We start from the raw sequence: 20289 nt of genomic DNA on the forward strand, positions 1-20289 counted from the left end.
CACGTTTTTTACTGCATTAAAAATTTGTATCCACCAATGTTTTTAAGGGCAATACCAGTACCACGAACAACTGCACGAAGTGGATCTTCGGCAATGTGCACCGGTAATTTGGTTTTAGCTGCAACACGTTTATCTAAACCACGAAGTAAGGCACCACCGCCAGTAAGGTAAATACCGGTCTGGTAGATATCTGCAGAGAGTTCCGGAGGGGTAATCTCCAGCGCTTTCAGGATCGCTTCTTCAATTTTTGAAATGGATTTATCCAGGCAATGCGCGATTTCAGTGTATGAAACGGTGATCTGCTTCGGAATACCAGTCATTAGATCTCTACCTTGAACGGCGAAGTCTGCAGGTGGATCTGTAAGCTCAGGCAGTGCTGCACCAACTTCAATTTTGATCTTCTCCGCGGTACGGTCACCAATCATGATGTTGTGCTGGCGACGGATGTAGTTTACAATGTCAGAGTCAAAATTATCTCCCGCAACGCGGATACTTTGGTCACATACAATACCTGAAAGGGCGATTACCGCGATTTCTGTTGTACCACCACCGATATCAATGATCATGTTACCCATAGGCTCTTCCACGTCAATACCGATACCTACAGCAGCAGCCATGGGTTCGTGAATGAGGTAAACTTCTTTGGCACCGGCAATTTCTGCAGAGTCACGTACAGCACGTTTCTCTACTTCAGTGATGCCTGAAGGGATACAGATAACCATTCTAAGGGAAGGGAACATCCAGCCTTTACCGCCATTAAGCATGCGGATCATGCCTTTGATCATGGCTTCTGCCGCGTTGAAGTCGGCTATTACGCCATCTTTTAAGGGGCGTACAGTGCGGATGTTATCGTGGGTTTTGCCTTCCATTTGCATGGCCTGGCGTCCTATAGCTATAATTTTGTTTGTCTGGCGGTCGAAAGCAACGATAGAAGGTTCGTCAACTACTACTTTATCGTTATGTATAATCAGGGTATTTGCGGTTCCCAAATCAATGGCAACCTCTTGTGTAAACCAATTAAATAAACCCATTTATAGGTAATAATTTAAGTATGAAAAATTCTGTGTACTATAAGTAATGTAAAACTACAGCTTTTTATTGTATCCTCGGAAAAAAAACTTAGTGTTTAAAGTGTCTGATTCCAGTGGTTAACATCGCTATACCTTTCTCATTTGCCATATTCACAGAATCTGCATCCTTGATCGATCCACCTGGCTGTAATACGGCCGTAATACCTGCTTCAGCTGCAATTTCAACGCAATCCGGGAAAGGGAAAAACGCGTCTGAAGCCATCACCGCACCCTGTAAACTGAAGCTGAATGACTCCGCTTTAACGATGGCTTGTTTCAAGGCATCAACCCTTGAAGTCTGACCAACGCCGCTGGCAACAAGTACCTGGTTTTTGACGAAAACAATGGTGTTTGATTTGGTATGTTTAACAATTTTATTCGCGAAAAACAGGTCTTGTAACTCCTGCTCGGTCGCTTGTTTATCGGTAACGGCGGTCATCTGTTCCGGACCTTCAATGCTTAGATCTTTGTCCTGCTCAATTACGCCGTTTAGTAAAGTTTTGAATTGTTTTGAGGCTAAAGCCACTTCGTTTCTTTGCAGAATGACGCGATTTTTCTTTGCACGGAAAAGCTCGACAGCTTCAGCTTGGTATGAAGGTGCAATTAACACCTCAAAGAAGAGTTTATTTATCTCTGTTGCGGTTGCAAGGTCAATCTCGCGGTTTGCGATCAGCACGCCACCAAATGCAGAAACCGGATCACAGGCAAGCGCATCGTTCCATGCTTCCAGGATGGTCGCTCTTGAGGCTACGCCACAAGCGTTGGTGTGTTTTAGAATCGCGAAAGTAGGTGCTTCAAATTCATCAATCAATGCAACTGCTGCGTCAACATCTACGAGGTTATTGTATGAAAGTTCTTTACCGTTTAATTTGGTGAACATCTCATCAAGGTTTCCGTAGAATACACCTTGCTGGTGTGGGTTTTCGCCGTAACGAAGCACTTGTGCGGAAGAGATGTTTTGTTTGAATACGTTGATCGGCTCTTCGTTGTTGAAGTAGTTGAATATGGCCGTATCATAACCTGAAGAAACATGGAAAGCCTTTTTAGCATACGCTTTACGCTGTGCTAAGGTTGTTTCTCCATTTTGCGTTTCCAGTTGTTGTTGCAGGCTGCTGTAGTCATCTTTTGAAGCAAGGATAACCACGTCGTTGAAGTTTTTAGCTGCTGCGCGGATCAGGGAGATGCCACCGATGTCAATCTTTTCGATGATTTCCTGCTCGCTTCCACCAGCTTTCACCGTTTCTTCAAATGGGTATAGGTCAACAATTACAAGATCAAGCTCAGGAATCTCATAAGATGCGATTTGTTCCTGGTCTTCTTTTAACGCTCTGCGGTTTAGAATACCACCGAAAACTTTAGGGTGCAAAGTTTTTACGCGGCCACCCAGAATTGAAGGGTATCCGGTTAAATCTTCGACTGCTGTAACGGGTAAATTAAGGTCTTTTATAAACTGCTCGGTACCACCGGTAGAGAATAGTTGAACACCTTGGGCTGCCAGCAGACGTACTAAAGGTTCTAAACCATCTTTGTAATAGACTGAAATTAAAGCGTTTTTGATCTTTATTGATTGACTCATCTGTGAAGAATTTTGAGCCGCAAAAGTAGCCTTTTTTGATGATTTATTTATGAGCGCCGCAATAAAACTACGCAGGTAGCTTTTTTATGATGTTTTCCACAATTTTAGGATAGTGCAGGTGCTCCAGTTGCTGGCCTTTGAATTTGATCATTTCCAGGTTATCGGTCTTGTCAATCTTGTATTTCGCCTGAAAGATGTATTCACCTTCATCGTACTTTTCGTTCACGTAGTGGATGGTGATGCCGCCTTCTGGTTCCGCTGCGGCGATGACAGCATGATGGACATGATCACCATACATGCCTTTGCCACCGAACTTCGGTAGGATGGCAGGATGAATATTAATAATTCTGTTTGGATAGCGTTTTATCAGATTTGCAGGAATGAGCCATAGGAAACCTGCTAAAACAATCAGATCTATGCCCAGATCATTTAGTAGATCTAAGATATGCTCTGTATGATAGAATTCATTTCTGTCGAAGATGTGTACGGGAATTTCAAAGTTGTCGGCACGTTGTATAACGTACGCATCGGGGTTGTTGGTTAGCACAAGCACGATTTCTGCTTCTGTGCTACCTTTGAAGTGTTCCATCAGTTTTTGTGCATTGGAACCTGAACCGGAGGCAAAAATGGCAATTCGTTTTTTCACGATCATTCTTTTTTCCAAAAGTAGTATTTTAGCGTTTTATAGGAAGGAAATGCCGGTATTTTAATTGGTTAATAAAAATATTCTTCCCAGGGTTTTGTAAATTAAAAACATTAGTTCTATATTTGCAGTCCGAAAAAAATAGAAAATATAGGCTAAAAACAATGGCAAATCATAAATCAGCTTTAAAAAGAATAAGAGCAAACGCAACAAAGCGTTTACGCAACAGGTATCAGGCGAAAACAACTCGTACTTTCATCAAGAGACTACGCGCTGCAGAAGATAAAAAATCTGGTCAGGAATTACTACCTAAAGTGATCTCTATGTTAGACCGTTTAGCTAAGAAAAATATTATACACAAAAACAAAGCAGCTAACAACAAATCGAAGTTAACTAAATTTGTTAATGGCTTAAGCTAAGTATATACTATACGATATTCCGAACGGGGTAAGCATTGCTTATCCCGTTTTTTTGTTTATGGATTTATATGAACAAAAGTTAGGAATCAAGATGTGGGCCGAAGCCGACCGGCCCCGGGAGAAGCTGATGCTTCATGGCAGAAGGCAGTTGACGGACGCAGAGCTGGTGGCCATATTGATCGGCTCCGGCAGTCGCAATGAAACCGCTGTAGATCTTAGTAAACGTATGCTTGGTGCTTATCAGCATGATCTGGATGCCTTCGGTAAGGCTGGCGTTAAAGAACTCTCCAAATTCAAGGGGATCGGGGAGGCCAAGGCGATCGGCATTGTGGCCGCATTGGAGCTTGGACGTCGCAGGAAAGAAACTGCGAAACCCGAAATCATCAAGGTAAGCAGTTCTAGAGATGCCTTTGTGTGTCTCCAATCCGATTTTGCAGATCTCAATCACGAAGAATTCTGGGTGCTGCTGCTGAACCGCGCCAACCATGTGCGCTCCAAACACCTGATCAGCAAAGGGGGACAATCCGGCACGGTGGCCGACCCAAAGGTCATCTTCAAAACCGCGCTGGAACATCAGGCGGCATACATTATCCTCGCCCACAATCATCCCTCAGGAAACCTGAAGCCGAGCAACGAAGATCTGAAACTCACAAAGAAACTGGTTGAAGCAGGGAAGCTGCTCGACTTGCTGGTGGTAGATCATTTGATTCTGACCGACAATGGCTTCTATAGTTTTTGCGATGAAGGGCTGATTTAATGGCTGATGGACCATCAACAGCATAATTTTATATCTTTGCGCTTTATACTGAATAACGATGAAAATTTCATATAACTGGCTAAAGCAATTCATTCAAACGGATAAAACACCTCAGGAACTTTCTTTGATACTGACGGACATCGGTTTGGAGGTTGAGCATGTCGATAAAGTACAGCCGATTGTGGGTGGTTTAGAAGGACTGCTTATCGGAAAAGTAATGAGCTGTGTACAGCATCCAAATGCAGATCGTCTGCGGGTTACGACGGTAGATGTAGGCGGGCCGGAGCTGCTGCAGATTGTCTGTGGTGCCCCGAACGTTGCTGAAGGTCAGAAAGTAGTGGTCGCAACGGTAGGTACAACCGTATACCCGAATGAAGGCGAACCTTTCAAAATAAACAAATCTAAAATCCGCGGCGAAGTTTCTGAAGGCATGTTATGTGCTGAAGATGAAATCGGACTTGGTGGCTCGCATGCCGGCATTATGGTGCTGGATGATAGTACCCAGATCGGGATTGCAGCAAAAGATCACTTCCAGATGGAAGATGATTACGTCTTCGAGATCGGGTTAACACCTAATCGCGCAGATGCGGCCTCGCACCTTGGTGTAGCGAGAGATCTGGCTGCTTATTTCCGATCGTCTGTTCAGATGCCGGAAGTAGAAGCCTTCCAGGTGTCTGACGAATCCCTAAGTATTCCTGTGCGTGTAACGGATGAGACTGCGTGTCCACGCTATAGCAGTGTGACCATTTCGGGGGTAACAGTTAAACCCTCACCAGATTGGTTACAGGACCGTTTGAAGGTAATCGGTATCCGTCCGATTAATAATATTGTAGACATTACGAACTACGTGTTGCACGACCTTGGTCAGCCGCTCCACGCGTTTGATGCCGACCAGATCAAAGGTGGTGTAATCGTGCAGAAGTGTGCGGAGGGTACGCCTTTCATTACGCTAGACGGTGTAGAACGCAAGCTTTCCGCTGAAGATCTGATGATCTGTGATGAAGCAGGACCGATGACCATTGCCGGTGTATATGGCGGTAAGAATTCGGGTGTTACGGAACAAACCACAAACATCTTCCTGGAGAGTGCTTACTTCAACGCGGTGAGCGTGCGTAAGACTGCCAAAAGACACGGCCTGAAGACAGATTCGTCTTTCCGCTATGAGCGTGGTACCGATCCGGAGATCACCGTTTATGCTTTAAAACGCGCAGCGCTCCTGATCCAGGAACTTGCTGGTGGCACCATCAGCAGTCAGGTAGGAGATCTATATCCAATTTCAATTAACCCCTTTGACGTTGAAGTAAGCTACGAGAACATCCAATCTTTGATCGGGGTTCAAATTCCAGAGACGCAAATCAAAGAAATCATAGAAGCACTAGGCATGCGTGTTACTGCAGAAACTGAAGGTGGTTTAACACTTCAGGTGCCAGCTTACAAAGTTGATGTTACCCGCGAGTGTGACGTGACAGAAGAGGTACTTCGAATTTATGGTTACAACAATATTCCAATCCCAACAAAGGTCAACGCCAGCTTGTCCTATGGTGTTAAACCGGGTCGCGAGTTCACACAGCATGTGATCGCCGATATGTTAACGGCCAATGGGTTCCTTGAAATCTGGTGCAACTCTTTAACAAAGGCCGCCTATTCTAAAAACGAAGACGAGGCCGTAAGAATCCTGAACCCACTTAGCGCCGACCTGAATGTAATGCGCCAGAGCCTGCTTATGCCGGCATTGGAAAGTGTTGCTTACAACCAGAACCGCAAACGCCCGGACCTGAAGTTTTACGAGTTTGGGAAAACTTACCACCTGATCAATGCGCAATACGTCGAAAGGCCACGCTTGCTGGTGTTAATCTCCGGGAACCTGGAAACCGAGCAGTGGAATCAGAAACCGCGTGCAGTAAGTTTCTATCACCTGAAGGCAACTGTTGACGCCGTGATGAGCAGACTTGGTTTAGGCACTTATCAGGTGGCAGAAGTTGCGGATGAGAATTTCGCTTATGGCTTGAAGTATTTCCGTGGCGACAAAGCCATTGTGACTTTCGGAGCCGCGACAGCGAAGGACCTGAAGACTGCAGATGTAGACAAAGCAGTCTTCTATGCAGATTTTGACTGGGCGCTACTGATGGATATGGTTAAGAAAAACAAGATCGTAAACAAGGATATTCCAAAATATCCGGCTGTGCGAAGAGACTTATCTATGTACGTTGATCTTGCGGTTACTTTTGAAGACCTGAAAGGCATTGCTTTCAAAACAGAGAAGAAGCTGATCAAAAACATTCAGGTATTCGATGTTTACATGGGCGATAAGATACCAGAGGGCAAGAAATCTTATGCTTTAAGTTTCACCTTACAGGATGAGCAGCAGACATTAACCGATAAGCAAATCGATGCTGTGATGCAAAAGATTATTTCTAACTTAGCCCAAACAGCAAAAGCAGAGATAAGGAAATAATATATTTTTTTATTTTAGCAAGGTTTAACAGTTAGCAAACAGAAATCAAATGTCCACCGTTGCAGAACAATTAGATTCCGTACTACATAAAACTACTCGCCTGATCGAGCTATGTAATGCACTTCAGGAGGAAAATGATCTGCTGAAACAGGAGAATGAATCTGTTAAAACTGCTTTAACAAGCTCAAGAAACAAGAATACCGAACTGGAGGATAAGCTAAGGGTTTTAAAGCTTGCCAAAAGCCTGGAAGGTACATCCGAGAAGTCGCTTGACATCAAACAGAAAATCAATGAATTTGTACGGGAGATAGACAAGTGTGTTGTATTACTGAAGAAATGAGCCATACCATAATAGTGAAACAAAGCTAAGCAATGGGAGAAATCTCGATTAAAATATCTATTGCCGACCGTATCTATCCTTTAAAGGTTGCTACGGAAGAGGAGGAAATCGTTAGGCGTGCCGCCAAGGTTATCAACGAGCGTATCAAAGATTATCAGGAAAATTATGCGGTACGAGATAAGCAGGATTTACTCTCTATGGCCTTGCTGCACTATGCAACAGCCGCTTTAAGGGTTGAATCAAAGGTGCAGGATCAGGATACGGCCGTGACTGAAAAAATAGAAGAGCTGGATAATTTATTAAACGACTTCTTTTCGAAATAGGGTGTTCTTTATACATTAGCAAAGAAATTTAACCGTTGTTAAATTTTAAGTTTCATTATTATAATTTTAAAAGGTGAAAGTTCAACAGACTTGCTCCTTTTACTGGTATGTACAAGGAATTTAAATTTAATAACGGTTTTTTTATATAATAAATAAAATGGAAATAGTAGGAATAATAGGATACATACTCGCCGGCCTTGCAGTCGGGATTATAACAGGAAGATACCTGTTGCGGAATTTGTTAAAAAAGCAGGAGGTCGCTGCTCAAACGAAGGTTAAAAAGATGCTCAAAGACGCAGAGACCAAAGCGGAGATCATGAAGAAAGACCGTTTGCTTGAAGCTAAGGAGAAGTTCCTTCAACTAAAAGGTGAACACGAGCAGGAAGTTAATACCAAAAACAATCAGATCAACCAGCGTGAGAATGCCCTTAAACAAAAGGAGCAATCTCTCAACCAGAAGCTGGAAAACATGAACCGTAAGGAGCAGGAACTTGACAATCAGCGCAAGAACCTGGAGAAACAAACAGACATCGCGGTTAAGAAGCAGGAAGAAGTAGAACACCTGAAAACCCAGCACGTGAAGCAGCTGGAGACCATCGCAGGTCTAAGTGCTGAAGAAGCCAGAAATCAACTTGTAGAAAACATGAAAACTGAAGCCAGGGCACAAGCCATGATTCAGGTTAAAGATATTGTAGATGAAGCAAAACTTACTGCAACTAAAGAGGCTAAGAAAGTCGTAATTCAAACCATTCAGCGTACTGCAGTAGAAGCGGCAATAGAAAACACCGTTTCTGTGTTCCACATTGAAAGCGATGAGATCAAAGGCCGCGTTATCGGTCGTGAAGGCCGTAACATCCGTGCGCTTGAAGCCGCTACCGGTATCGAGATCATCGTAGATGACACCCCGGAAGCCATCATTCTTTCGGGTTTTGACCCGGTAAGAAGAGAAATCGCACGACTTGCATTACACCGCCTGGTAACCGACGGACGTATTCACCCGGCACGTATCGAAGAGGTCGTTGCTAAAACCAAAAAGCAGATTGAAGATGAAATCGTTGAAATCGGTGAGCGTACCGTGATTGACCTTGGCATCCATGGTTTACACCCGGAGTTAATCCGTATGGTGGGCCGTATGCGTTACCGTTCTTCTTATGGACAAAACCTGTTGCATCACTCTCGCGAGGTTGCGAACTTCTGCGCAACCATGGCTGCAGAACTAGGTTTAAACGCAAAAATGGCGAAACGTGCAGGACTACTACATGATATCGGTAAAGTGCCTGACGATAATCCAGAACTACCTCACGCAATCCTTGGTATGCAGCTAGCTGAAAAATATAAGGAACACCCTGAAATTTGTAATGCAATTGGTGCCCACCACGACGAGATTGAAATGACTTCCATGATCTCTCCAATCATTCAGGCATGTGATGCCATCTCTGGTGCACGTCCGGGAGCACGTCGCGAGGTTGTGGAAAGTTATATCAAACGTTTGAAAGAACTTGAAGAACTTGCGCTTTCGTACCCAGGTGTAGAGAAAACATTCGCTATCCAAGCAGGTCGTGAGTTAAGGGTTGTTGTAGAAAGCGAACGCGTAACAGATCAACAAGCAGAACTGCTTGCTGCTGATATCTCGAACCGCATTCAAACGGAGATGACCTACCCAGGTCAGATCAAGGTTACGGTAATCCGTGAAACACGTTCCGTATCTTTTGCAAAATAGATAAGATTAGCAATAGTACAGGATTAACCACAATACAGGTTTAACAACAATACAAGACTAACAACAATACAGGATTAAGGTAATCTGCCACAAAAGGCAGATCAAGCAGTAAAAACCAGATCAATCCTAATTATTAAACTTAGAAAGCGGCAGTTTATCTGCCGCTTTTTTTATTTTTACACCATGGCCAAAATCCAGAAACAAACCGCAGTAAAACAAGCACCAAAAAGGGAAATCGATGTACTTTTCGACAAGTACGCGGAGAGTCACCAGAACCCCACCAATAAACTTATCCACTGGATCTGCGTTCCGCTGATTGTCTTTAGCCTGCTGGCGCTTGTCTGGGCCATTCCTTTCCCACAGCTGGCCTTTCTTGGCAAGTACAATGGCTTTGTGAACTGGGCATCCTTCCTCATTGCCTTTGCCATCTATTACTACTACAAACTTTCGCCGGTAATGTCTTATTTCATGCTGCTTGCGGTGTTTATCATGAGTTTTTTCATCGTTATGCTGGAGAAATGGGAGCAAAGTGGAGGCCCGGCGATGTGGGTATCTGCACTCGTAATCTTCGTATTAAGCTGGGCAGGGCAGTTTTTTGGACACAAAGTAGAAGGTAAAAAACCATCCTTTCTGGATGATGTTAAATTTCTGTTAATCGGCCCAATCTGGCTTTTACACTTCATTTGCAAAAAAATAGGCCTGAAATACTAGTCAAGGCCGATTTAACATCTACTTAACATACCATTAAATGAATGGTAATACTGGGCTAACTTTGAGCTAACAAGCTCCAACTACTTTTGCTTTAAATTAAAATTAAGCAAATTGAAAGCAAAAGTTAATTATACGCTTGGCGTATTAACCCTTCTACTTCTTTTTATCAGCAATATCCTTATTGCTGCACCAATTGGGAAAGTTTCCGGAACCGTGGTTGATAAGAAAACCGGCGAAACCCTGGTAGGGGTCACCGTTAGAATTGCAGGCACCAGATTGGGTGCTTCAACCGACATCGAAGGCAGATTTATGATCGCCGGACTGGCAACCGGAAAATATAACCTGGAGGTATCCTACGTAGGTTATGTGACCCAGACCATCTCAGATGTAGAAATTAAAGAGAACGCCACAACGCCACTGAACGTGGTGCTTGAAGAATCCGCAGACAACAACCTATCAGAGGTAAAGATCACCTTTAAGGCCAGCCAGGAATCGGTAAACAACCTTTATGCGAATCAAAAGGCCAGCATCAACATTTCCAGCGGAATCTCTGCAGAACTTATCCGCAGAAGTCCGGATAAAAACACCTCAGAAGTACTTAAACGTGTGAGTGGTGCAAGTATTCAGGACAACAAGTTTATCGTCGTAAGGGGACTCTCAGACCGCTACAATTCAGCTATGCTGAACAACGCCGTGCTTCCAAATACAGAGGTAGACAAAAAAGCATTCTCCTTCGATATCCTCCCATCTAACCTGATCGATGCCATCGTGGTAAATAAAACCGCATCGGCGGATATCCCTGGCGATTTCTCCGGCGGCGTTGTACAAGTAACGACCAAGGATTTTCCGGATGCCAAATTCCTGAACTTCTCATTAGGTACAGCATATAACTTCCAGTCTGCATTCAAAGATTTCCAGCGGTCCGAAAGAGGCAGCGGTGAAGTCTTCGGCTTTGCCAGCAAAAACCGGGAGATCCCAGCTAATTTCCCTTCAAGAAGTACTTACCTGGAGCTACCAATTGCGGAGCGTGTTGCACTTTCCAAGCAATTTTCAAATAACTGGGGATACAACAACGTAAAGTCTGTATTAGGGCCCATCTTCCAGGCGAACTACGGAACCAGCAAGAGATTTAAGGATGACAGCCAGTTTGGTACCGTGTTATCCCTTTCTTACCGCTACGACGAACGTTTACGTAAAAGCGAGCAGATTGCCTATATGGGCGATGCTGTAGGTGACATATTCAATGATAACGTATATAACTACAACACCAACATTGGTGGTTTAGCGAACTTTGCGTATTCATGGGGAACCAACAAGATCGCGTTGAAAAACATCTACAACCGTGTACTTGAAAACCAGTTCACCGCTCGTGAAGGCATTGACGATTCCGGCAGTGGCTTCTTCAGAACTGCAGACTACCTGCTTCAACGTTCCCTGATCTCTACCCAGCTTAGCGGTAACCACCAGTTATCAGAAAACAGCAAAATCAAATTAGACTGGAACTTAAACTTTGCAAATACAGACCGTAAAGAGCCAGGCTTCAAGCGGATGGAATATCAGCAGGAGAGTGGACAAGGTGGTTACACCCGTGTAAGTATCCCTTCTTCAGGACAGGCTGATCCAAGACTTGCCGGTGATTTCAACTCTTCATTAAACGAAAACCTATATGGTGGTGCTTTCGATGTGACCATACCAGTGAAATGGATTCAAGATAAAAATAAAATTAAACTCGGCTATTTCGGTCAATACAGGAAGCGCGACTTTGCAGCACGCGTACTTGGTTTCATCAGAAACGGTCAGTTTGATACGGACCTGCTTACCCTACCGCAAAACCAGATTTTTGCACCGGAGAACATTCGTGAAAACGGCTTTGTATTAAGTGACATCACCAATGGTTCTGATATCTACGATGCAAACTCCTTCTTGAATGCAGGATATGCAATGTTCGACGGATTTGTAACTGAAAAGCTACGGGTTGGTTTGGGCGCAAGGTTAGAATCCTATAACCAGAAACTAAACAGTGCCGACAATGCTGGTACAGCAATCAACGTAGATACAACGTATGTTAATCTTTTACCTTCTGCAAACCTGATCTATAATTTAACTGAAAAAGCCAGTTTAAGATTATCTGGTTCACAGACGGTTGGTCGCCCAGAGTTCAGAGAGATTGCGCCATTCGGATTTTATGACTTCAATAAGAACGTATCTGTTGTGGGTAACCCGAACTTGAAGCAATCAAAAACCACCAACGTGGATCTTGGCTATGCGCTTTACCCATCTGCAGGCCAGGTGTTCTCGGTATCTGCCTTTTACAAAAACTTTGATCTACCGATAGAACAACGTTTAGAGTTGGGTAGCACCGGAAGAATCTTCGGATATGGAAATTCTGAGTCCGCGACGTTGTACGGAATTGAAATGGAATTTAGAAGACCTTTGGATTTAATCAGCGAGCGCTTGAAAAACTTTACCTTCAGTGCGAATGCTTCTTACATGAAATCAGAAGTAAAGGTATCGACCACGGTAAACAGCACAGGTAAACGTCCGCTTCAGGGCCAATCACCATATTTGATCAATGCAGGCTTGCAGTACAACTCGAAAGTTGAAAATGCAACTGGTGTAAGTCTACTATTCAACAGGATCGGAAAACGCATCTGGGCAGTTGGTAACGTAATTGATCCGGATATCTATGAAAATTCAAGAAACATCCTTGACTTACAATTCTCAAAGCGTTTTGCAAACTCCAGAGCCGAGATTAAGCTGAATTATAGTGACATCCTTAACAACCGTGCGATTTACTATCAGAAGGCAAAAGGATCTGATCCGGACGCAGCCTTTGATAAGCAAACAGATCGGATAAACATCGCAGATACCTTTGGCTCAACCTTAACCATCGGCTTCTCTTACCGAATCAAATAAGCCCGGTAAACGCATATAAAACCTTTGCAGAAGAGCCTGTATCATGAATAATGATCAGGCTCTTCTGCTTTGTAAAGCGTTTTTCTAGAGGTGCTTTCTCAGGCAAGAATAGTATGTGCGTTTATCGGTAATTGTTCATGTTAAGTTAACATCAAACAAAGGTATTGGTAACACATTGCTAACATCTTCGTAACAAGGCGATTCTATTTTTGATTAAACAAAATATCAGACATGAAAAGTAAATTTAACGTAAGTCTTATAGCCGCAATGGTGGCAGGAACTGCATTATTTAGCAGCTGTTCAAAAAGCGACGATCCTATAGCTGGTCCAGTTGCACCTCCAGTAGTTACGCCACCAGCTGAATCGAATACAGCGCTTGCAGACTCGTTCTTTGATAAAGTTGCCTACAAAGGTGCTTTCGGAACTGCCGACTGGACAAAAGACTGGACGAACTTTGATCCTAAAAATACCACATACCCAGCAACTACAGAGACTCTTGAAGGTACAATTTCAGCAAACAGAACCCTCGATGCTTCTAAAGTTTACTTGTTGAAAGGCTTCGTGTATGTGATGGATGGCGTGACATTGACGATCCCAGCAGGAACCATCATCCGTGGTGATCAGGCATCAAAAGCTTCTTTAGTTGTAACCAGAGGTGGAAAATTGATGGCTGAGGGTACTGCATCTAAGCCAATTATTTTCACGTCAAACAAAGCAGTCGGTTCAAGAGCGCCAGGTGACTGGGGTGGGTTACTAATCCTCGGAAAAGCGAAAAACAATATTCCAGGTGGTGAAGGAATCATTGAAGGTGGTTTCACAGAACCTTTAGGTAAACACGGCGGTACGAATGACGATGATAACTCTGGCGCATTAAAATATGTTCGCGTAGAATTCCCTGGTATTGCTTTTCAGCCAGGAAATGAAATCAATGGAATCACCTTTGGCTCCGTTGGGAAAAACACTACTGTAGACTACTTACAAGTTTCTTATTCTGGTGATGATTCCTACGAATGGTTTGGTGGAAACGTTAATGCGAAACACTTGGTTTCAATCGCTAATATTGATGATGTATTTGACTTCGATAATGGTTATTCAGGTAAACTACAGTACTTAGTTGCACAACGTGATCCTGCTTTAGCAGATCAGGCTGGACAATCTAATGGTATTGAATCAGACAACTCTGAAAAAGCTTTCACAACTGAGCCTAGAACGCGTCCGGTAATTTCAAACCTTACCCTAATCGGCCCGGGTACACCGAGCGATGGTAAACATGAGAATGCAAACCTTTGGAGAAGAGGTTCTAAAATGGTATTAGCAAATTCGATCTTCATCAATGCCAAATATGGAATCGATATCCGTGATAAGGAAACTGGAGATGCCCTAACTGATGGAACTTCATTGATCAAAAATAACATATATTCAACTGTCAGAGATCTTCCAGAAACTACTAAAGGGAATCCTGAAGTTATGGTAAGTGGTTCTACACCTTCCTTCGCTAACGTAGATCTTCTAAAAACCTACTTAACTTCAAAAGGTAACGTAATCATTGACAAGACTGCTGCTGATGCACTTCTAAATGCACCTTACAGCCTTACAGCACCTAACTTCACGGTAAAAGCTGGATCAGCTGCTGCCACTGGTGCTTCATTCTAGAACATTGTGTGTTAAATAATCTAAAACTAGAACGCGCAGAGTCGAGAGACCTGCGCGTTTTTTTGTTATAAAATTAAGGTGTATATCAATCAAAAGAACTTGTGTTAGAATAGCTACATATTCTTCCCAATCTTCTCCAGCATCTCTGCAGGGATATTCTGCATATCCACGACTAGAAATCCATCCAGGCAATCTGCAAACTTCGGATCGATGTTGAAACAGATGATCTTTGCATTCAAATTCAGGTACTGCCTTAACATAACCGGAATTTTGATGTGCGATTTTTCAATCTGCGAAATCAGGCTGTCCAGATCCTTAAGACTATCGCTGCTATCCACAAGAAGTTGCGCATCAATCGGACTTAAATCTGCTTTAAACTTGTTCTTCGGCTTCACGTAAGTTGCAAGATCATAATCAAAGTGGTTCTTGGTAATGAAATCAACCATCAGCGATTTAGAGAACTGCGAGAAGTTATTGCTGATGCTCACCGGCCCGAACATATAACGATACTGTGGATTGTCCAACAGGTACTTCAAAATACCTTTCCATAGTAGATATAGCGGCAAAGGTTTCTGTTGGTATTCTTTCCTGATCCAGGAGCGGCCAAGTTCAATGCCTTTCCTTAAATATGGGTAGAATGGTTCTTTAATCTTAAACAACTCAGAAAGGTAAAAGCCCCGGCGGCCGAAGGTGTCCAGAATCTGATCTCCTTTACCAATCCGATATGCGCCAACAATCAGCTGCGCTTCTTTATCCCAGATGAACAAGTGGTGATAATAGATGTCGTAATTATCCAGGTCTATTTTCTTATTGGTACCCTCACCAACCTCGCGGAAGGTAATTTCCCGCAGTCGCCCGATCTCTCGTAAAATGTTCGGAATATTGGTTGTCGGCGCAATGTACACCTCGTAGTGCTTCTCCGTCCAAACCTTGAAATCCTCTAATTGCGTAATCTCCTGTGAGATTGCCACTTTTGAAGTTTCCTCAATTACAGGCTTAGGCGTCTTCAGGATCTTAAACAAGCCGATCGGGTTAAATAACTTACGCTCTTCTTCCAATGCCGTGCCTAGGGCATAGGTTCTTGCCCGCAGGAAATCCAACAGCTTGTTGCTATTGTTCTTGTAAGAGATTTCATTGATATCAATTGGCTTCCCGATCCGGACTTTAATTTTCAAGCCCTTTTTATTCAAGAATTCTGAAGGCAGCTTCGCCGTCCGCAGGGTGGGGTGGATGAAACTAAGGATGTTAAACAACACCCCATTATTGCCGTGGAAATAAATAGGTACCACCGGAAGCTTTGCGCGTGCGATAAGTTTACCTACTACCGGGTGCCAAAGGCGATCTGTAATTTCCTGCTTTTCCAGTGAAAAGGTAGACACCTCTCCAGCTGGGAAAATGCCAATTGGCGTACCGGATCTAAGCAGGTCTAATGTTGCCTTAATGCCGCTGATGCTGGAAGAATGCTGTACATTTTCAAATGGGTTCACCGCCACAAAGAACTCGCTCAGGTTAGGGATCTTCTTTAAAATAAAGTTCACCATCACCTTCGCTTCAGGTCTTACGGTACAGAGCAATTTCACCAGTGCAAGGCCTTCTACACCGCCATAAGGATGGTTGGCAATCGCAACAAAAGCACCTGTTTTCGGAATATTCCGGAGATCCTGTTCATCAAACTCAATGCTTACGCCAATGGTTTCCAGGATCTTGTCCACGAACTCCAAGCCCACAAAGTGTTCATTTTTTGAAAACACTTCGTTGATATCATTCAGTTTCATAACCTCCATCAGCAACGCGGCTAAGCCAGGTACCCCTAGTTTGTCAATCTTTGTGGCTTTTGCGAATTCCTGTGTGGTAATGATCTTCATGAATGTGGTATTAAAGCTTTTTTCAAAAATATGATTATTAAAGTGAAATCCCGGACTATACTACCAGTCTATGAGGAAATGGATCAATAGCTACTTTAATTTTACAAAGGCAGAATTCAATGGCATCTGCACCTTGTTAGTGGTCATAACGCTTTGTCTTGCCCTGCCCAGGATGTACAATTGGTTTCGTCCTGATGCGCCTACCAAGGCAGAAATTCAGGAAATTCAGGCTTTGAACTTGGAAGGCACAATTAAGAACCCAGCGGCGCAAAACAATGCTTACGAAGCGAAAGCGGCTAGCCCTAAAATCAAGCTACATGCTTTTGATCCGAATACCTTAGACCAGCAGGGCTGGCAGGGTTTTGGACTTTCTCCGAAGCAGGCAGGTGCGATCATTAAGTACCGGCAGAAGGGTGGGCGGTTCCGCAAAGCGGAAGATTTACAAAAAATGTACACCATACGGCCCGAGATCTATCAGCAACTAAAGCCTTATGTGCAGATCAAAGACAGCATTTCGCAAGTTCGTTTCAGAACGTATTCAACCACCAAGGCAAATCGAGCAGCCAATACAAGCGCTGTGGTTGTCTACGAACTAAATGGACTGGATACAATGGGCATGCAGGCCATTAACGGAATCGGACCCACCTTTGCAAGGCGGATCTACAAATACCGGGAACGTCTCGGGGGATTTGCACGACCAGAACAGCTCTTGGAAGTGTTTGGTATAGACAGTGCGCATTATGAGCAGATCCGGCCACAAATTAAGATTGATGAAGGCCAGGTGAGGAAGATTAACATCAATACTGCAGACTTTGAAACCTTAAGGCAACATCCATACCTCAGGTATAAACAGGTGAATGCGATTATAGAATATAGGAAACAACACGGAAATTACAGTAGTTTTGCAGACTTAAAAAAGGTAGCAATTCTGCCTGCAGAAACTGTAGACAAGCTGGTGCCGTATTTTTCTTTTTAGATATGATCGAGTCCAAAATTAAAGACACCGTTAGAGATGTAGCTGATTTCCCAAAGCCAGGCATCATTTTCAAAGACATTACGCCAATCCTTAAAGATGCTGCACTTTGTGCAGAAATCACGCAGGCCCTGGCTGAACGCCTTTCCGGTGTTCAGGTAGATGTAGTAGCCGGAATTGAAAGTCGCGGTTTCCTGTTCGGCATGTTGCTGGCACAAGCCCTGAAAGTGCCATTCGTGCCCATCCGCAAAGCTGGTAAATTACCTTTTAAAACCATTCAGCAAGCGTGTAACCTGGAATATGGGAGTGCAATACTGGAATTGCATGAAGATGCATTGGAAGCGGGACAAAAAGTGCTGGTTCATGACGACTTGCTTGCAACTGGAGGAACCGTTGTAGCGGCCTCAAAATTGATCCAGCAGCTGGGCGCTGAAGTGACTGCTTTCTCCTTTATCATCGGCTTAGATTTTCTTAACGGTCGGGAAAAGCTGGAAGAATTTAGGCCCCTTACTTTTTCATTAGCTTCTTACCGATAGGTTTTACGCGTTGAGGGATTATCCAATCGATATAATGAACTAAATACCATTTCATTCTGTTTTGGGGCAAATATTTTGTTGCATTTGCTGTTGTAATATTTCTTTATCATTGTCAAAATCAACACAACAACATGCTTGAAACATTAAGTGAAACCACGGGATACAGCTTTTCTGTATCAGAGAACCAGATGATGGTCAGGAGTATGGTTAAGGACTTTGCGGAGAAACACATCCGCGAACATGTGATGGAATGGGACGAGGCACAAACCTTCCCTGTCGACGTATTCAAAAAACTTGGTGAGCTTGGTTTAATGGGCGTTTTGGTACCTGAAAACTATGGTGGTTCCGGATTCGGCTACCAGGAATATGTAGATGTCATTGTCGGCATTTCTAAAGTTTGCGGCTCCATAGGGCTTTCACTAGCTGCACACAACTCACTTTGTACAGGACATATACTTGCTTTCGGTAACGAGGAGCAGAAAGCGAAATGGTTGCCTAAGCTGGCTACAGCTGAATGGATTGGCGCCTGGGGACTTACCGAAGCCAATACCGGTTCTGATGCCCTTAGGATGATGACCACAGCCAAGCTGGAAGGCGACGAATACGTGATCAATGGTACCAAGAACTGGATTACCCATGGTAACTCAGGAGACATTGCCGTCGTAATGGTACGTACCGGTGAGTCTGGCAGTTCTGCAGGTATTTCTGCCATTGTAGTAGAGCGCGGTACACCGGGCTTCTCTGCAGGTAAGAAAGAAAACAAGCTGGGCATGCGTGCTTCGGAAACCACAGAGATGATCTTCGACAACTGCAGGGTTCCAAAGGAAAACCTGTTGGGCGTAGAAGGGGAGGGCTTTAAACAAGCCATGAAAGTGCTTGACGGTGGTAGGATCTCCATTGCTGCATTATCTTTAGGTATTGCCAAAGGTGCGTACGAAGCAGCAGTAGCGTATGCTAAAGAGCGCCACCAATTCGGACAGCCTATTGCAAACTTCCAGGGCATCAGCTTCAAACTGGCGGACATGGCTACGGAGATCGAAGCTGCGGACCTATTGATCAGACAAGCTGCGGACATGAAAAACCGTGGACTAAAGATGACGAAGGAGTCGGCAATGGCCAAATACTTCGCTTCAGAAGTGTCCGTAAAGGTGAGTACCGATGCGGTGCAGATCTTTGGCGGTTATGGCTACACGAAAGACTTCCCGGTAGAGAAGTTTTATCGCGACAGTAAGCTGTGCACGATTGGCGAGGGTACTTCAGAGATCCAGAAGATTGTTATCGCACGGGAAATTTTAAATGCATAAACACGAATACCATCCATCAAACATATTCTAACCAAATATTTTGTAAATCCGGCCCTTTCCATTTGAGGTGCCGGATTTTTTTTGTGCTCATTTTTCTCCGGCACAATGTGGACGCTACACGGCGGCTATAGCGGTTCAACTTGCAGGTCAATCCGGGGTCTACCCGGCGTAAACACGGTGTTGATACGGCTGTACCCGTCTAGTGCCGGGTAGAGGGCGGGTCGATGCCGTATAGATGCCGGATCAATCCCGAAGCTGGTACGATGTTGGTACGACGCTGGTATGAACCTTGCCCGTTGTTTTACGAATTTAATATTAGGTACGTTTAATTATTGTGCTGATTCATAAATATTTTATGCTACCTTTGCAGTCCTAAAAACAACGAGAGGAGGTATTTCAACGTTATGATCATCATTAATATTAAAGACGGCGAATCATTAGATAAAGCGCTAAAACGTTTCAAAAAGAAGTTTGAGAAAACTGGAGTTTTGAGAGAACTGCGTAGTCGTCAGGCATACGAGAAAAAATCTGTAGCTCGTCGCATGCAAGTAAGACATGCTATCTACAAACAAAATATGCAATTAGAAGGAACAATCTAGTTTCTTTTCAATACATAAAGAAGAGCGTCTGTAAAGCAATTTACAGACGCTTTTTTTGTATGAGGGTTTTTAGAGTCATTTGACTTTGCGGGTTTTGGAAATAAGTTGTTTCCAGTTAATTTTGGGTTTAGATCCTTAGCGGATCAATTGAGAAAAAGGAATTTGAACTCGATGGTAAGAAACCTAAAAATGAAAGAAATTATGACGTTGATTGTTGAGACGGAAGCAGCAGACATTTTCGTTATAAATGCTGGATAGAAATAGGTGATGAAACGGACGATGGTTAGCTATATTTTGATCGATCGGCTAGAAAGACGGCGGTATTGGATGGGCAATTTGGATTATCATTTACTCATTATCAAAGAGGGTGTTTCACAAACTGTGTCAATAGTGTAACTTTAAACTATCGACATGAATATGGCAACACAA

The 20289-nt window shown here is 43.6% G+C and carries 17 protein-coding genes; 13 read left to right on the top strand and 4 right to left on the bottom strand.

Features of this window, described 5'->3' with window-relative positions:
• Positions 1–8: 8 nt before the first annotated feature.
• The 3 genes from IEW69_RS16140 to purN form a co-directional block, all read right to left on the bottom strand.
• Positions 9–1031 (bottom strand): rod shape-determining protein, encoded by a 1023-nt coding sequence (locus tag IEW69_RS16140; protein WP_188627917.1) that lies wholly within the window; start codon positions 1029–1031, stop codon positions 9–11.
• Between the two features lie 88 nt (positions 1032–1119).
• On the bottom strand, positions 1120–2646 hold the full coding sequence (gene purH, locus IEW69_RS16145) for a bifunctional phosphoribosylaminoimidazolecarboxamide formyltransferase/IMP cyclohydrolase (protein ID WP_188627918.1): 1527 nt from the start codon (positions 2644–2646) through the stop codon (positions 1120–1122).
• 67 nt (positions 2647–2713) lie between these two features.
• Positions 2714–3292: a phosphoribosylglycinamide formyltransferase gene (purN, locus tag IEW69_RS16150; RefSeq protein WP_188627919.1), complete on the bottom strand. Its 579-nt coding sequence runs from the start codon at positions 3290–3292 to the stop codon at positions 2714–2716.
• Positions 3293–3453: 161 nt separating this feature from the next.
• Here purN and rpsT point away from each other — a divergent pair, with 161 nt between their 5' ends.
• From rpsT to IEW69_RS16195, 9 genes are all read left to right on the top strand, one after another.
• Positions 3454–3708 (top strand): 30S ribosomal protein S20, encoded by a 255-nt coding sequence (gene rpsT, locus IEW69_RS16155; protein ID WP_188627920.1) that lies wholly within the window; start codon positions 3454–3456, stop codon positions 3706–3708.
• A 58-nt stretch (positions 3709–3766) separates the two neighbouring features.
• Entirely contained in the window at positions 3767–4465 is a 699-nt protein-coding gene (gene radC, locus IEW69_RS16160) for a RadC family protein (protein ID WP_188627921.1), read from the top strand.
• A gap of 58 nt (positions 4466–4523) precedes the next feature.
• Positions 4524–6920, top strand: a complete 2397-nt coding sequence (gene pheT, locus IEW69_RS16165; protein ID WP_188627922.1) for a phenylalanine--tRNA ligase subunit beta — start codon at positions 4524–4526, stop codon at positions 6918–6920.
• Between the two features lie 49 nt (positions 6921–6969).
• Positions 6970–7260: a coiled-coil domain-containing protein gene (locus tag IEW69_RS16170; protein WP_188627923.1), complete on the top strand. Its 291-nt coding sequence runs from the start codon at positions 6970–6972 to the stop codon at positions 7258–7260.
• A gap of 32 nt (positions 7261–7292) precedes the next feature.
• The gene (locus tag IEW69_RS16175; RefSeq protein WP_188627924.1) at positions 7293–7583 is read left to right on the top strand and encodes a cell division protein ZapA; all 291 of its coding nucleotides are present in this window, start codon (positions 7293–7295) and stop codon (positions 7581–7583) included.
• A gap of 157 nt (positions 7584–7740) precedes the next feature.
• Positions 7741–9303, top strand: coding sequence for a ribonuclease Y (gene rny / locus IEW69_RS16180; protein ID WP_188627925.1), 1563 nt, complete (start codon positions 7741–7743; stop codon positions 9301–9303).
• Between the two features lie 183 nt (positions 9304–9486).
• Positions 9487–10014 (top strand): Mpo1 family 2-hydroxy fatty acid dioxygenase, encoded by a 528-nt coding sequence (locus IEW69_RS16185; RefSeq protein WP_188627926.1) that lies wholly within the window; start codon positions 9487–9489, stop codon positions 10012–10014.
• A 111-nt stretch (positions 10015–10125) separates the two neighbouring features.
• The gene (locus tag IEW69_RS16190; protein WP_188627927.1) at positions 10126–12930 is read left to right on the top strand and encodes a TonB-dependent receptor; all 2805 of its coding nucleotides are present in this window, start codon (positions 10126–10128) and stop codon (positions 12928–12930) included.
• A 231-nt stretch (positions 12931–13161) separates the two neighbouring features.
• On the top strand, positions 13162–14583 hold the full coding sequence (locus IEW69_RS16195) for a beta-helix domain-containing protein (RefSeq protein WP_188627928.1): 1422 nt from the start codon (positions 13162–13164) through the stop codon (positions 14581–14583).
• Positions 14584–14696: 113 nt separating this feature from the next.
• On the opposite strand, the gene IEW69_RS16200 is transcribed toward IEW69_RS16195, so the two are convergent.
• A complete protein-coding gene (locus IEW69_RS16200; protein WP_188627929.1) occupies positions 14697–16448 on the bottom strand; it encodes a bifunctional lysophospholipid acyltransferase family protein/GNAT family N-acetyltransferase in 1752 nt (583 codons plus the stop codon).
• Between the two features lie 70 nt (positions 16449–16518).
• Between IEW69_RS16200 and IEW69_RS16205 the strand changes: the two genes are divergently transcribed.
• The 4 genes from IEW69_RS16205 (at position 16519) to rpsU (ending at position 19860) form a co-directional block, all read left to right on the top strand.
• A complete protein-coding gene (locus IEW69_RS16205) occupies positions 16519–17424 on the top strand; it encodes a ComEA family DNA-binding protein (RefSeq protein WP_188627930.1) in 906 nt (301 codons plus the stop codon).
• A gap of 2 nt (positions 17425–17426) precedes the next feature.
• Positions 17427–17957, top strand: coding sequence for an adenine phosphoribosyltransferase (locus IEW69_RS16210; RefSeq protein WP_188627931.1), 531 nt, complete (start codon positions 17427–17429; stop codon positions 17955–17957).
• A 131-nt stretch (positions 17958–18088) separates the two neighbouring features.
• On the top strand, positions 18089–19261 hold the full coding sequence (locus tag IEW69_RS16215) for an acyl-CoA dehydrogenase family protein (RefSeq protein ID WP_188627932.1): 1173 nt from the start codon (positions 18089–18091) through the stop codon (positions 19259–19261).
• A gap of 404 nt (positions 19262–19665) precedes the next feature.
• Entirely contained in the window at positions 19666–19860 is a 195-nt protein-coding gene (rpsU, locus tag IEW69_RS16220; protein ID WP_188627933.1) for a 30S ribosomal protein S21, read from the top strand.
• Positions 19861–20289: the final 429 nt, after the last annotated feature.

Source organism: Pedobacter quisquiliarum, assembly GCF_014642175.1.
In the GTDB taxonomy this organism is placed as follows: Bacteria; Bacteroidota; Bacteroidia; order Sphingobacteriales; family Sphingobacteriaceae; genus Pedobacter; species Pedobacter quisquiliarum.

Excerpts from the sequence above, each read along its gene's own strand:
- IEW69_RS16140 (WP_188627917.1), bottom strand. The coding sequence starts at position 1,031 with ATGGGTTTATTTAATTGGTTTACACAAGAGGTTGCCATTGATTTGGGA.
- purH (WP_188627918.1), bottom strand. The coding sequence starts at position 2,646 with ATGAGTCAATCAATAAAGATCAAAAACGCTTTAATTTCAGTCTATTAC.
- rpsT (WP_188627920.1), top strand. The coding sequence starts at position 3,454 with ATGGCAAATCATAAATCAGCTTTAAAAAGAATAAGAGCAAACGCAACA.
- radC (WP_188627921.1), top strand. The coding sequence starts at position 3,767 with ATGGATTTATATGAACAAAAGTTAGGAATCAAGATGTGGGCCGAAGCC.
- pheT (WP_188627922.1), top strand. The coding sequence starts at position 4,524 with ATGAAAATTTCATATAACTGGCTAAAGCAATTCATTCAAACGGATAAA.
- IEW69_RS16170 (WP_188627923.1), top strand. The coding sequence starts at position 6,970 with ATGTCCACCGTTGCAGAACAATTAGATTCCGTACTACATAAAACTACT.
- IEW69_RS16175 (WP_188627924.1), top strand. The coding sequence starts at position 7,293 with ATGGGAGAAATCTCGATTAAAATATCTATTGCCGACCGTATCTATCCT.
- rny (WP_188627925.1), top strand. The coding sequence starts at position 7,741 with ATGGAAATAGTAGGAATAATAGGATACATACTCGCCGGCCTTGCAGTC.
- IEW69_RS16185 (WP_188627926.1), top strand. The coding sequence starts at position 9,487 with ATGGCCAAAATCCAGAAACAAACCGCAGTAAAACAAGCACCAAAAAGG.
- IEW69_RS16195 (WP_188627928.1), top strand. The coding sequence starts at position 13,162 with ATGAAAAGTAAATTTAACGTAAGTCTTATAGCCGCAATGGTGGCAGGA.
- IEW69_RS16200 (WP_188627929.1), bottom strand. The coding sequence starts at position 16,448 with ATGAAGATCATTACCACACAGGAATTCGCAAAAGCCACAAAGATTGAC.
- IEW69_RS16205 (WP_188627930.1), top strand. The coding sequence starts at position 16,519 with ATGAGGAAATGGATCAATAGCTACTTTAATTTTACAAAGGCAGAATTC.
- IEW69_RS16210 (WP_188627931.1), top strand. The coding sequence starts at position 17,427 with ATGATCGAGTCCAAAATTAAAGACACCGTTAGAGATGTAGCTGATTTC.
- IEW69_RS16215 (WP_188627932.1), top strand. The coding sequence starts at position 18,089 with ATGCTTGAAACATTAAGTGAAACCACGGGATACAGCTTTTCTGTATCA.
- rpsU (WP_188627933.1), top strand. The coding sequence starts at position 19,666 with ATGATCATCATTAATATTAAAGACGGCGAATCATTAGATAAAGCGCTA.